The organism is Nostoc sp. UHCC 0251 (genome assembly GCF_034932245.1).
In the GTDB taxonomy this organism is placed as follows: Bacteria; Cyanobacteriota; Cyanobacteriia; order Cyanobacteriales; family Nostocaceae; genus Nostoc.
This window is the reverse complement of record NZ_JAYGHD010000002.1, coordinates 35,579-48,203: the sequence shown is the minus strand read 5'-3', so window position 1 is coordinate 48,203 and position 12,625 is coordinate 35,579. Positions and strand designations below refer to the sequence as shown.

At 40.5% G+C, this 12,625-nt stretch carries 12 protein-coding genes; all 12 read right to left on the bottom strand.

The annotated features are described in order from the left end of the window. Nucleotides 1–187: 187 nt before the first annotated feature. On the bottom strand, nucleotides 188–1,141 hold the full coding sequence (gene holA / locus VB740_RS00565) for a DNA polymerase III subunit delta (RefSeq protein ID WP_323198162.1): 954 nt from the start codon (nucleotides 1,139–1,141) through the stop codon (nucleotides 188–190). Beyond that, complete coding sequence (gene dnaX, locus VB740_RS00560; protein ID WP_323198161.1) at nucleotides 1,138–2,640, bottom strand: DNA polymerase III subunit gamma/tau; 1,503 nt, start codon at nucleotides 2,638–2,640, stop codon at nucleotides 1,138–1,140. The genes holA and dnaX overlap by 4 nt, the downstream gene beginning before the upstream one ends. 335 nt (nucleotides 2,641–2,975) lie before the next feature. Further along, nucleotides 2,976–3,329 (bottom strand): XisI protein, encoded by a 354-nt coding sequence (locus VB740_RS00555; RefSeq protein ID WP_323198160.1) that lies wholly within the window; start codon nucleotides 3,327–3,329, stop codon nucleotides 2,976–2,978. Further along, nucleotides 3,317–3,733, bottom strand: a complete 417-nt coding sequence (locus VB740_RS00550; protein WP_162398235.1) for a XisH family protein — start codon at nucleotides 3,731–3,733, stop codon at nucleotides 3,317–3,319. Before VB740_RS00550 ends, VB740_RS00555 begins: the two co-directional genes overlap by 13 nt. 320 nt (nucleotides 3,734–4,053) lie before the next feature. Beyond that, nucleotides 4,054–5,505, bottom strand: a complete 1,452-nt coding sequence (gene dnaN / locus VB740_RS00545) for a DNA polymerase III subunit beta (RefSeq protein ID WP_323198159.1) — start codon at nucleotides 5,503–5,505, stop codon at nucleotides 4,054–4,056. A gap of 283 nt (nucleotides 5,506–5,788) precedes the next feature. Then, nucleotides 5,789–6,340, bottom strand: coding sequence for a WGR domain-containing protein (locus VB740_RS00540; RefSeq protein ID WP_323198190.1), 552 nt, complete (start codon nucleotides 6,338–6,340; stop codon nucleotides 5,789–5,791). Between the two features lie 104 nt (nucleotides 6,341–6,444). Further along, complete coding sequence (locus tag VB740_RS00535; RefSeq protein WP_323198158.1) at nucleotides 6,445–8,061, bottom strand: AAA family ATPase; 1,617 nt, start codon at nucleotides 8,059–8,061, stop codon at nucleotides 6,445–6,447. Between the two features lie 5 nt (nucleotides 8,062–8,066). Continuing rightward, complete coding sequence (locus tag VB740_RS00530) at nucleotides 8,067–8,315, bottom strand: hypothetical protein (protein ID WP_323198157.1); 249 nt, start codon at nucleotides 8,313–8,315, stop codon at nucleotides 8,067–8,069. A 134-nt stretch (nucleotides 8,316–8,449) separates the two neighbouring features. Next, complete coding sequence (locus tag VB740_RS00525) at nucleotides 8,450–8,656, bottom strand: DUF2997 domain-containing protein (RefSeq protein ID WP_323198156.1); 207 nt, start codon at nucleotides 8,654–8,656, stop codon at nucleotides 8,450–8,452. Nucleotides 8,657–8,659: 3 nt separating this feature from the next. Beyond that, on the bottom strand, nucleotides 8,660–9,106 hold the full coding sequence (locus VB740_RS00520; RefSeq protein WP_323198155.1) for a DUF1257 domain-containing protein: 447 nt from the start codon (nucleotides 9,104–9,106) through the stop codon (nucleotides 8,660–8,662). Nucleotides 9,107–9,398: 292 nt separating this feature from the next. Next, nucleotides 9,399–10,475: a hypothetical protein gene (locus VB740_RS00515; RefSeq protein ID WP_323198154.1), complete on the bottom strand. Its 1,077-nt coding sequence runs from the start codon at nucleotides 10,473–10,475 to the stop codon at nucleotides 9,399–9,401. A 492-nt stretch (nucleotides 10,476–10,967) separates the two neighbouring features. Continuing rightward, the gene (locus tag VB740_RS00510; RefSeq protein WP_323198153.1) at nucleotides 10,968–12,377 is read right to left on the bottom strand and encodes an ATP-dependent DNA helicase; all 1,410 of its coding nucleotides are present in this window, start codon (nucleotides 12,375–12,377) and stop codon (nucleotides 10,968–10,970) included. Nucleotides 12,378–12,625: the final 248 nt, after the last annotated feature.

Here is a 12,625-nt window from a genome sequence, read left to right as displayed (position 1 = left end):
ACATCAAGCGTTCACAGAAACCTGGCTGACTATTATGGTACTTACCATATGCCTTATTTCCTTTGCCTCCTGCCTTTTACCAACGTGAAATATTGACTTTGACTTACTTAAATAACTGATTTTGGATTTTAGACCGGAATCAAATATACAATCCAAAATCCAAAACTCTCAGTCAACTTTATGTTGATTAAGTTAACTTAAATAACCTGCTAACACTAAGAATTATTAGCAGTAAATCCTTACTTTCAGTACCCTTCTTAATAGACATCTCCAAATCCAGCATCATAGTTACTGCCTTAGCTAAAGCATTGATGCTTGTATTTGCTACCTCCTGACGCAAATAGTAAATGCGATTAGGATTGCTGATACTGCACAGTTGAGCTAATTCACTATCTTTCTTAACCCCAGAAGCGATCGCAGATTTAACCCACAGCCAAGTTCTAAACTGTGTTAGGAGAGTAGCAACAATCACCATTAATGGTTCCGAGCGTGACAGTAAATCATCCAACAGGTGCAAAACTTGATTACTTTCTCCTTGGCGAATAGCAGATGCCAGTTGTAGGCTATTCTGAGTCTGACATGGCACTAACTCTTTTACTTCTGCAAGTTCAAGTTGTCTGCCATTACCATAAATATACAGTTTGCGTAACTCTGTGGCTGCACGGGTCATGTCGTTACCAATTGCTTCTGCTAGATATTCCACTGCATCCTTTGACAATACCAGCTTGATTTTTTTAGCCTGAGTACTGATCGCCTTCTCAATTAAATCAGCACGCCAAGGTGGTATCAATAGAAACTCAAACAACTTGGCATACTTGACAATATGTTTGTAAATCTTCAGCCGCTTATCTACAGTGGTGGCGACAAACACCAAAATTGTGAATTCAGGCACTTGAACAAGCTGCTGCAAAGTTTCTAACTCAGTATCACCCCACTGCTTGAGGTGGCAATTTTCGATAATTACCAGTTTTTTACTACCTGTCAGGGAACAAGTGCGAGCTACGCTAATAGCTCGGTCAAGGCGATCAGCTGGAAATCGGTGATAGCAAAGTGTGAGCCATTGGGAATCAATCTCTGCTTTGTATTGGTTTAGCTGTTCCTGAATAGCGTGTTGGTCGTCGCCTGTCAGCAAGACAATCATGCTTTTACCCTCCCATTACTGCTCTTGTTGGCAGTTTTAATTAACACAGTCATTGGTTGTTGACTTTGGGTAGCTCGTTGCAGCATTTTAGCGATCGCTTCTTTACTACTCTCAAACTTATTCAAGTAAGCTGGTGTAACCTCTAAAATTGCCTTGTCACCTTGCAATTTAACAAGATGAGCATGAGCCAACAGCTTTTGATTGCTGGGTTTAGCTATATCCATCACCTGCTGCCAAATTTGAGCCAGGTTAGTAGTCTGGGCTGCAACTGTTGGTAAGAATTTGTCATCATACCCTTTGTCATCTACAGGTTTAGCTGTCACCTTGTTTGTGGTGTATACTCCAACTGTCGGTAGCAACTTGCCGTCATGCACAGGTTTAGCAGTTAACGTCTTGGTTGCACAGACAGGCAATAAACTGGGTATCAGGTTCAGTAAGCAAACTTCTAGCCACACAGCAGCATTTACTGTGTACCGAAGATAGTTTTCTGCTTTTTGTAACTCTGCTAGAGACAAGTTAAGCGTCTCGAAATTCCAGTGATTTGCTAAAACCTTGAGTTGAGCATAGCTAACACAACCAGTCAGCAGGGATTGCTCTTTGGGTGCAGATTTGATAATCAGTAAATCTCGGTATGTTTGCAGTAAATTAGAGAGAATCAATTTGGGTGTTTTACCAGAATCTACTAGAAGTCTTGCTACTTGCAGCAAGTTAAAGGTGTTGTTCGTGGATATTGCCTGTAAAATTGAGATTAATTCTGTTTCTGTAACACCACCAGCAATTTCCATGACATGATTGGCAGTGATATCTTCATCTAAAAGACTCACCTGACCCAGTAATTGCAGTGCATCCCGCAATCCACCATCGCTGAGTCGGGCGATCGCTGTCAGTGCTTCCTCATCAATAGAGATAGATTCTGCATCTGCTACAATACCGAGGTGCTGCACAATTGCCTGAACAGACAAAGTGCGGAAATTAAACACCTGACAACGGCTGACAATGGTAGGTAACACCTTGTGCAGTTCTGTTGTGCAGAGAATGAAAACAACATGAGATGGCGGTTCTTCAATACACTTAAGTAAAGCATTGAAGGCGTTGCCAGTTAGACAATGACACTCATCGAGAATAAAAATTCGGTAACGTCCTGCAACAGGTGCTAAGGTACTGCGCTCAATTAAAGCACGGGCATCATCTACACCATTATTAGAAGCAGCATCAATTTCACTGACATCTAGGCTATTACTGGTTTCAATTGAACGGCAGGATTGACAAATACCACAAGGTTGGTCAGTTGGTTTTTTAGTGTTGAGGCAATTGAGGGATTTAGCAAATATCCGAGCAGTTGAAGTTTTACCTGTGCCTCTAGAACCTGTAAACAAATAAGCTGGTGCAATTTGCAGGTATTTGACAGCATTAGTCAGAGCAGTTTTGATGTAGGGCTGTCCAACTAATTCGGCTATTGTCTGGGGTCGATATTTTTGATGTAGGGCGATTGTAGACATAGGATTCATTAACCTTAAGTTTTCGCCCTTACCCCTGTTAAGGGGGTGTAATTTTGAAAAAGGGACTGGGGATTAGGGACTGGGAACTGGGAAAACTTGGAAGGGGATTCAGACCTAAACCTTGTTTTGTTCGCGTAGCGTCTCGTAGAGAAAAAAACTTTTCCTAGTCCCCAGTCCCCAGTAAGATTTACCGATACCAGAAGTTGAGTACACCTAATTATTTAAACGTTGAAACAGGTGGATAAGTTTATGGGATTTACAACCGATTTATAGCCATTTTAGAATTCATATCCTTGGCTCATAAAACGCTAAATTTATCTTTTTTCCTTGCCTCCTTAAGCAGTAGCAAATTCTGTTAAACCTCGTTTACTGGGATGATGGAAACCCAAAACAATATCGGCTTGGGGTATTCCGGCTGATAGCAAATCATCAACAACGCATAAATTAGTTGCATCTTCTTCCACCCAAACTTTGCCGTTTTTAATGCAGAGATAGATGATAATATACTGTATCTGCTTTTTGTCATCCCAGCCAAATCGAAACCAAAGATATTGATCCCTTGTTTCATCAAAAGCCAAGCGATCGCTTACTTCAACTCCCGCATCTTTTATAACTTGAGTATTAGTAGTTTCGTAATACTCACTCAATATTTTCTTGATAGCATTGCGGTATTGCTCTAGCTTATCCATTGCCGAATTTCCTCCTTCTCTGTATTTACAACTATTAACAGTAGGTGATTTTCATTGATGACTGCTTGTACAGATTTACGTTGAAAAAAGTTCTCATAGACAACATCATCAACAGCTAAATAAAGCTTATATTCTGGCTCTGTAAGTTGAATGAGTTTCCGATAGACTATGTATTGTCCCAGCGCATTATGAAAATCATACATCAGTGATTTGCCCACAAAGCTCTTGATTTCTACAACAATCTTCTGTCCCTGGCGTTCTGCGGCGATTGGTTTTTCTGCTGCTAGGTCGGCGTAGAGTTCAGCATCCTCATATTTGATAAAATAAGGATCATCTGTGATAGTCCAACCGTCTTTTATCAATGCGTTCTTGACTTCATTATGATATATGTCTTTTGCTGGCATGGTGGAACTATTGAGTAATACTCTGATTGTAAAGTGTTTACTATATTAGGTAACAATTAGATTCTAAAACATACTTTTCTATCTTTCCTTCTTGCACCCTGCTTTGCTTCCTTTTTTCTTGATAAAACTGGATAACTTTGGTATTTTGGCGGCAAATAGTCGGATATCTACCGCCAAAATGCACAGTTTCTATTTGTCAAAATCGAGGATTTTCGTTCATATTGTCAGTTTTGTCCAGAGTTCCTCAAATCCCCGTCTAAAATAAACACCACTCGTATCCAAAACACCCTACAAAACTTCAAGATTGCGATTAACATTTATTAAGCATTTAGAGTGTAAAGTGGCAGTAAGAATTGACGCATTTCCATTTGCAGTTCTGGATTTGGTCTATCTCCATAAGGAACCAACATGGCAGGATGATCTGATTGTTGCAAGTGCATTTTGATAGCGGAACTAGGAATTGCCTTGGCTGCTTCTACTAAATACTTGAGGTTAAACTGAATATTCAATGACATTTCTGATGGTAGATGAGCAGCAATAACCTGATCGCCTTTGCCAAACTCCCGTTCAATTGATAATCGTAACTGCTGCAAAGCTCCATCAAACTGTAAGTAAATACCTTTCTCTTTTTTATCTGTTAACACAGCTAACCGTTCCAGTGCTTTGACTAAGAATGCTTTTTCTAGGATTACTTCTCGGTCAAAGCTAAATCTTGCCAATAGCTGTTCGCAGTCAGGGTAAGTTCCTTCCAAACATTGACATCTGAGGATAATATCTTGCCAAGCAAAACCCAAGCGATTACTTTGGGCATCATACAACAGATTAATAAATTCGACAGAATCATCCAAGTTACGCGCTAGTTCCTTGAGGACTCGACCAGGAATAGTAAATTGTATCTCTTTAGATTCTACTTGTTTACGGGGTTTTCTACCAATTCCTTGAGTTGAAAGTTCAGTGGTTGCGACTCGATGCCCATCAGTACCAATAAACTTTAACTTCTCCTGTGTAAGTTGGATATGAACTCCGGTCAAGATATATTTATTTTCATCAGTGCTGACAGCATAAATTACACCTTTCAAACCATCTTTGAAAACTGTTGTTGGCAGAGGAATGGGAGTAGCATCAATTGTAGAACTAGGTGGAAATTCCTCAGCACTAATGCCTCTAACTTCATATTTTCCATCAGCATCAGATAAACCCAGAGAGCAGATTTTCGTTTGCTTCTCCTCATCATTAAGCTGTATAATCTGAGTCTGACTACTGAGGTTAATATTACCATTAGGGCAATGCTTAACTATCTCAAATAGCATTTCTACTGGCACAGTAATTTCACCCTTGAGCAAAACTTGAGCTTCAAAACTTGCCTGAATTGTTAATGCTAAATCAGTAACCGTTAAATGTATCTGTTGTGTTTCGATATCTGCAATGATTAGAGCATTAGCAAGAATAGGATGGGTAGGTTTAGCTGGGGTAGCACAACTAACTAAAGAGAGTGCATCGTGAAATTTAGTTTGTGAGCAGATTACCTCCATTCCTGATTCTATAAGTGGTTGAGAGTTTAACTCTGATTTGGCAGAACGTTTATTAGTACGCTTATTTGAGATAGGCTCAGTTGAAGTATCAGCATCAGGAGATGTAGATTTTTTCTTTTTACCTGTAGATATTTCTGGGATATTTGCTGATACTTCATTTTCGGCTTTAGGAGTAGCTACACTTGTTTGTTTTGTCTGATTGGCAGGCTTTACCCTTTGTTTCGATGCTGTTTGAGTCATGATAATTTATTTCTGGTTGCGTCATTGTTAGAAAGGTGACTGCGATAGCAGAAAATAAAGGATGTGAAGTTTTGAATCAGATGCTTTTACTCTATGAGACATACAGAGTTTTACTGATACAGCGGATTTCAAGGAAAGTGTTGTACACAAGCTAAGTCTCAAAGCCAGATATAAAGCCTGTTTTACTTCTGAATTTTGCTGTATATCCCATTTAACGGCTCTCAGGTAAGCCTTTATTCTGATCACAGCTTTCGGAGTATCTGGCTCCGCTCCTGAATTATTTCTACAAATGCCTCCAAAAGTTCTTTCCAATGCTTTTTAAACTGATAACTTTGCTGTTATTAGCAGATTCTTCTGTAGTGTTATCACCCAGCATAGAATCAGTTTCCAGCAAAGAGTTCAGTAGTGATAGTTGATGCTCAATATCTGCCACATCGCGGTATATTCGAGACGGGTCTATTTTCATTCCTAAAGGTGTAGGAACGATTTTCAAATATTTGTTTAATGTCTCTAGATAATTTCTATTGGCAAATTGTCTTTGTGCTACATAAGGGCGCAAAATCTCCAGTAATTGGATAGCTCTTTTGATTTCTAGAGAATCAGAAGTACTATCAATTTGAGGTTGGCTTTCTCGGTAGCCTTTCATTTTCTTCTCAGCCACGAGATTGTGGAATTTAGAAACTGCTTGTTGATAATTACCGAAAGAGTAAACTTTTTGCTGAGATTTGTAGCCGACCCTACCCCACTCAACAGTTAGATTACCTTGCTCAACTTTTGCACTCCAGAATTTGTTACTGTTCTGAGCCGCATTTACAAATATTAAGTAAACTTCCATATTTTTGACATAATTTAGAGTAAAGTATTGCCATGTCAAATGAACATCTGTTGTTGAGATATTCATTTGACAAAAGCTTCAAATCATTACTAATTTGGGAATACCTAATTAGTGCGGAACCTCGAAGTACGAAGACCTTTCTTAGACACCTGCACAGGACTGGAAGCTGGTCGCGCAATCTTTGACCAAGACTGCATCCGCTCAACAGCAGCAGCATCTTGAACAGCTAAAGGGGTGATGTTTTGCTGACAATTTTCTAAATCAGCCAGTGTGACCTGCTGAGGTCTTCCCTCATCGAAAGCCAGTAATGCTGCTTCTGATGCCAGGGTTTCCAACTCAGCACCACTAAACTTGTCGGTGCTAGCAGCGATCGCCTCTAAATATTCCTGTGGAACTTCTATACCAAAGCGTTCCAAATGAATCTTGAGAATCTGGCAGCGTTCCAACTCAGTAGGCAGGTCAACGAAGAAATTCTCGTCAAACCGCCCTTTTCTCTTGAACTCAATAGGCAGCGCTGTTGGGTCATTACAGGTTGCCACCACAAACACCCCCGCCGTACACTCAGACATGAAAGTGAGGATATTTCCCAGAATCCTTTGTGAGACTCCAGAGGTATCGCCATTAGCTGAAAGTGCTTTCTCGACCTCATCAATCCACAAGATACAGGGTGCGATCGCTTCAGCAGTCTTGAGTGCGCGGCGGACATTGCCCTCAGATTCTCCCACCAGGCTACCAAGCATCGAGGCAATGTCTAATTGCAGCAGTGGAAGGTTGAGTATGGTTGCAATGTTCTTTGCTACTATCGATTTACCCGTCCCTGGTGGCCCTGCTAGTAGCACCCCTTTAGGCTGGGGTAGATTTAGCGATCGCGCTTCCTGGGAAAATAATCGGCTGCGGCGTTGCAACCAATCCCGCAATAAATCCAAACCACCAAAGGGTATGGTCGCCAATTTACCCAATTCAATACCCATCTGAGACAGTAGGCGGGTTTTGTATTCGACAACCAAAGGGATGACCGTAGTATCAATTACTATACCTTTAGAAGTTAATCGCTCCTTAACAGTCAGCCGCAGAAAGTCGCTAATTTCCTCCAAGGTTAGCCCTAATGCTGCTCTTGCCAAGGTTTCTTTATCTTCAATGGTGAGAGATACGGTAAAAGTTACCTCTTGCTCACTGGCAGATTCTTGCAAGTACAGCAAATATGATTCTAAGTGGTCTTGAATTTGCTCAATGCTGGGCAAAGGAACTTCACAGCAAGGAATTAGCCTCAGCAGGGATTCGTGCAGTTGAATGTTTTGACCTAAAAACACAATTCGCTTTTCAGTCGGTTTGAGGCGATGGTACAAGTTTTTTACTCTGGTGAGGATTTCCCAACTCAATTGCAGGGAGTTTTTACCCACAAAAGGGTGAACATCTCCCAGGATGAAAACCCCATTACCGCCGAAATTGTTGATGTACTCGAACACATATATTAAAGGGTCTATGTGAGGCGGCTTTTTATACGTCTCGACTGATTTGAACACCAGTCCACCGTCGTCAGCAATCAGACATTGCTCCAAGCCGGAAACTCCCAAATTCCAGAAGTACACAGGACTGTTAAGTTTGTCCATCACTTCAGTAGTTAACCACTGAATGATAGTGGCTTCTTCGGGGGACAGAACATCTATTGCCACGATGGGTATTTGAGAATCAATGGTGGTTATCAGGTTTGATAGTTTCATTGTTGCTAATTTTGATCGGGTACGGGAGAAAGTTTTTCGTGAGTGGTAACAAGATGCACGACTACTTCGTAAACTTCGGCATCGCCGTTAAACACTTCAGCAACTCCAGAAGAATTTGGATGAGCAATGGCGGAAATTAGGGCATTGACTAAAGCGCACAGTCCCTCCGCATTTCCTTTGATAATTACTGGTTCCCGCGCTCCTTTTGAGGGGTAAATATGGAGCATCGGATAATCTTCAGGTAGTTCGCTCATAGAAAAATTGTGCAGGGGGATTTTCCTCGTCCCCCATCGAATGTTTAGTGGTGGAATGACACGAAGACAAGGAGGAATTATTAAAGAAGTCTTTCGCCTATCTCCCTTATCTCCCCACTCTCCCTTGTCATCATTTATTGGTACAACTGTTGTTGATGAGTAATCGTACTACGAAGCTTTTGCTGAGATTCTGGTTTGTAAATGCGATCGCCCTTTACCACACCCAAAGCTTCCTCAAAGGGTTGAGTTGCTTCTAGGCACGACAATCCCTCAAATCCCTCGGCTTCTATTTTCACTTCGCCTGTAACAGTGTCAAAATGTATCAATATTGCTCGTTCCATAAGTTACCTCCGTACTTGTTGAGTTTGCTGATGTGCTGAAAATGCGAGACGCAAAGTATGTACCTGACCATTGGTTTGTTCTGTGATGGTGCATTCTCCCAGATGTTCTTGTAACTGGGCTGCTTTAGCGCAAACCATCTTCTGTCCGTAGGCTTGTATTAGGATGTGAGAAAAGAAGTTTTCTCCTAGTCGGGGTACAGTTTCATAGGCATCATGGATCAATTGATACACTCCTGCCTCCCGATCCCACTTGAACCCGATATCTGCACGGACACTTAAACTATGACCAGGGACAACAATCTCAGCACTTTGTCCTTGGGAGTCGTCGTAATAACCTCTCAGCGATTGTGGTTTTTCATAAACTTGGACGGTAAGCTGCAAATCTTGTAAAGCTTGTACTAAACATTCACGGTTAGTTAGTTTTGTAGTGACAGTTGAAAAGTGCGACATTTCCTACCTCTAAATACTGTGGACTGGTAAATTAATGGGAACAGTAGTGATAGACAAGGAAGCAAAAAGTTCCTACCTATCACTTCTCCTCTTAGTTCCGTAGCAAGCTTGGGAAGTGTGGGCGTATTGTCTTCCTTCTTCCTCTACAACGCCACTTGACGCCAGTCGCCTCAAGTCGGGAAACCCGCCCACAGCGCTGGCTCCTTTATGCCGGGAACCCGTCCACCGCAGTGGCTCCCCCACACCTCGTTTTCGATCAAGGACGATACAGACACGTTCTTGATTGTTTTTTCTAGCGAAGTTTGAGAGACATCGCTGTAGCTTTGGTTAAGCCCATACCTTCATCACTTGTTAATCGTTGGAGATGGCGTTGTTCATCCAGAAGCTTGGAACAAATTTCGTCCATTTTTTCCTGTAACTGAGAACGCCCTTGTGAATCCAGCTTTTTAGCATCCACAGAAGCGTTTTCGAGAACATTTTCTAGATGAGCCATCATTTGTCCAAGGCTGCTACCTGCTTCAAAACTGGCGTTAGCCAAAAGCATTTGGACTTTTTTGAAATGGCGTTCCATCTTCTTCTTGAAGTTGACTGGCTTACGTCCTGGTTCCCAATTGCTCAAATCTTCAAGCAACTGGGCTGCTAGTTGTTCTCCTCCTGCGATTGCTGATTCCCTCAGTGTTTGTTCTAAATTTCTGTCATACTGTTCGATAAACCGAGTTATTTGCCCTAAGCATTCAGCTTGTTTCTCTGACAGTTGTTCACTGATGGCGGGAATAATGACAGGACGACCAATTACTACTTGTAAATAGTCCTCTAGTTCCTCTAAACAGGGAAAAGCTTTGGCTAAGTTCTGCTTAACTTCTTGTTGTTGTTCTACAGATAACTGCCAAGCATTGAGTGAGAGAAATTTGTCAATACGTTCTTGATAGTCTGTGTACCCCTTTTCATACTCTTCTTTCAGTTGAGTGCGTAAAACAGGTGCAATATTATCTCGAATTCCGATTAGTTGATTCCAGACCAAGGGCGCTAAGTCTATAGAACAAATCCAATCACCATTGTCATAATTCATCCATTCTTGGACTGAAGCAATTTCTTGCCTTAATTGGTTTGCTGCTTCGTCTAAAGCTTTGAAAACTTTGATGCCCTTTAAACCAACTTCTGAGGTTGTAACCTTCACTAAGTCAGATTCTTGTTCATCTTGAGAATATTTGAGAACATCTGTCCATTTTGGAGCATTACTCTTGGTTGTCTTCTTTAACTGAATCTTGAAACGGATGCGAGTTTTATTCAACTTAGAGATGTTATATCTTTCAACAACAGCGTCTTTTAGAAAGGTTTCGCTTGAATGTGTAATCACTGCTTGTACCACATTTACTAGGAATAATAACTTTTACCCTCAGTAAATAAAGCGTAAGCTTTACCTTTTTGCCACTAATTTAGGCTATAATTTTATTCATAAAACTCATTTAATTGCTTACTAAATATAGTTAATTTTGATTGTAATTTTAAAAATAATTTGAGACTAAAAAGCTGCTAAAATAAGATTATTAGCAGAAATATTGTAAAAAAAAAGACAGTCTTTCTATAGTTAGTAAGCAGTTCTTAAAGTGAGCAAATGTTTCATAAGACATTATCTATTTCATAATCTAGCAATCATAAGCTAATCGTCATTTATTTTTCCAGATTTATTCGCTTGTAGTAAGGGCTTAAGACCTGCTTTCATGCAATTTAAATGCTCATTAGCTTATTTGATTTGTGAAAACCACAAGGCACAGAACCCCGATTTATCTAATAAATCGGGGTTCTCATTGTTCACGAATGATTAATCGCAATTGTGTGTCGAGATTGCTATACACAATTATCACCGGATAACTAATATCCGTTGTCTAGCGCGTGAGCTAGAAACATAGTACAAACGATTAAACTCTCTAATCTTTGCCAAGACTGCCTTACTGTCATCTCCTCGTTCTGGATAAAGTCGCTTACTCAAATCTTTACCATCAATACCCGCTTCTAAGAAAGTGCTACCTTGGCTATTGTGAACAGTTAATGCAAAGCAGTTTCTGATGTTGGCAAACTGCTCGGAATGTTTGTAGTACTGCTTCCATAGAAAGGGATTACGCTTGGCACTTTTGAGTAAGCGTTTGGTTTCTTGGTCAAATTGTTTTTGCTCATCTTCATGCAGAACATAGATTTGACGCACAATCCCTTCATCTGTCTCTACCTTTAACCTCCAAGTATCATAGTTGTTATAACGATCCCCAAAAACATCTAAAACAGTAAACTCTGTAGATGTAGAAAGAATCGTAGTTTTACCATCAGGAGCCATCACAGGATCTCTGGTGATTAATCTCTCTCCAGGAATAAAGCGATTGATATTTTCACCATATAAATGTGTGCGAATCTGCTGATTGTAAAAGTCAACTTGAGTATTAGTCCAGGACAAAATTCGGAAACAATCTGGGTTTTGAGCAAATTCTTTAGACATTTTTTTGCAGGCATAACGCAGCAAAGTTTGACGTTTAACCATCAGCGCCCCATTACTTTTATCAGGCAGATATTTGGCATAAGGCTCAAAAGGAAACTTGCTCTTGGTGACTGCATAGCGAGAAGCGGTGACAAACTCTAACAAAGGGCTACCAGTTCCCTGACGCACAACTTGAGTCAATACTGCTTTATCTGGCACTTGAAAACTAGGGGATTTTCCTTCATTAACTGGATTTAACTGTGCTGGGTCGCCCATGAGAATAATTTTGATTTTTGTCCAGGTGGATGATTGGTTAGCAACATCCTCAATCCAGCGCCAGAGTTGTTTGCCAATCATGGAACATTCATCAATAAAGACAACATCAAATAGATTGATGTAAGAAGGCCCTGTTTGGTCAAGTACTTTCTCTTTACCTCTAGTTACCATACCCAGTCCTAACAACTGGTGAATAGTAAAGAATTCTACGCCAGTTACGCCATTTTCTGCCGCCATGCGTTGCAGCACACCTACAGCTTTATTAGTGGGTGCAGTCAGTACAACTCGCTTACCTGTAACGACAAGAACTTTAACTAGTTGGAAAACAATAGTTGACTTGCCGGTTCCAGCATAGCCAACCAGCAGAAATAAAGCAGCCATCACAGTTGGCTGTATAAATGTCCACATTGCATCTAAAGCTTTTTGCTGCTGCTGGGTGAGTTGAAATGGAAAAGAACCTGTTGCAGCGAAAGTAGGAAGTGTTTGGATCATCATCGCTTCGCTAATTCCATTAATTGATCCACTCAATGCAGCGATAGCTGTTGGTTTTGCTTCTCCGAAAAAGAATACTCCTTTTGGTTTGAGGAATATATGTTTCTATATCCATTCGGCATCATCAGAAATCAATATATTGAAAGTTTTTTAACATTCAGATGATTTAGTTAAATCTGGAGTTGCACATATATATTTTTCGATGAAGGTAAACATCCTCAATCTTAAAATTATTGCTACTCGGAAATCCTACTTTAATTCTTGTGATTACAAATTTTCGCGCA

What these genes read in the sequence shown, in the direction of transcription:
- holA (WP_323198162.1), bottom strand. Translation starts at nt 1,141, where the DNA reads ATGATTGTCTTGCTGACAGGCGACGACCAACACGCTATTCAGGAACAG.
- dnaX (WP_323198161.1), bottom strand. Translation starts at nt 2,640, where the DNA reads ATGTCTACAATCGCCCTACATCAAAAATATCGACCCCAGACAATAGCC.
- VB740_RS00555 (WP_323198160.1), bottom strand. Translation starts at nt 3,329, where the DNA reads ATGGATAAGCTAGAGCAATACCGCAATGCTATCAAGAAAATATTGAGT.
- VB740_RS00550 (WP_162398235.1), bottom strand. Translation starts at nt 3,733, where the DNA reads ATGCCAGCAAAAGACATATATCATAATGAAGTCAAGAACGCATTGATA.
- dnaN (WP_323198159.1), bottom strand. Translation starts at nt 5,505, where the DNA reads ATGACTCAAACAGCATCGAAACAAAGGGTAAAGCCTGCCAATCAGACA.
- VB740_RS00540 (WP_323198190.1), bottom strand. Translation starts at nt 6,340, where the DNA reads ATGGAAGTTTACTTAATATTTGTAAATGCGGCTCAGAACAGTAACAAA.
- VB740_RS00535 (WP_323198158.1), bottom strand. Translation starts at nt 8,061, where the DNA reads ATGAAACTATCAAACCTGATAACCACCATTGATTCTCAAATACCCATC.
- VB740_RS00530 (WP_323198157.1), bottom strand. Translation starts at nt 8,315, where the DNA reads ATGAGCGAACTACCTGAAGATTATCCGATGCTCCATATTTACCCCTCA.
- VB740_RS00525 (WP_323198156.1), bottom strand. Translation starts at nt 8,656, where the DNA reads ATGGAACGAGCAATATTGATACATTTTGACACTGTTACAGGCGAAGTG.
- VB740_RS00520 (WP_323198155.1), bottom strand. Translation starts at nt 9,106, where the DNA reads ATGTCGCACTTTTCAACTGTCACTACAAAACTAACTAACCGTGAATGT.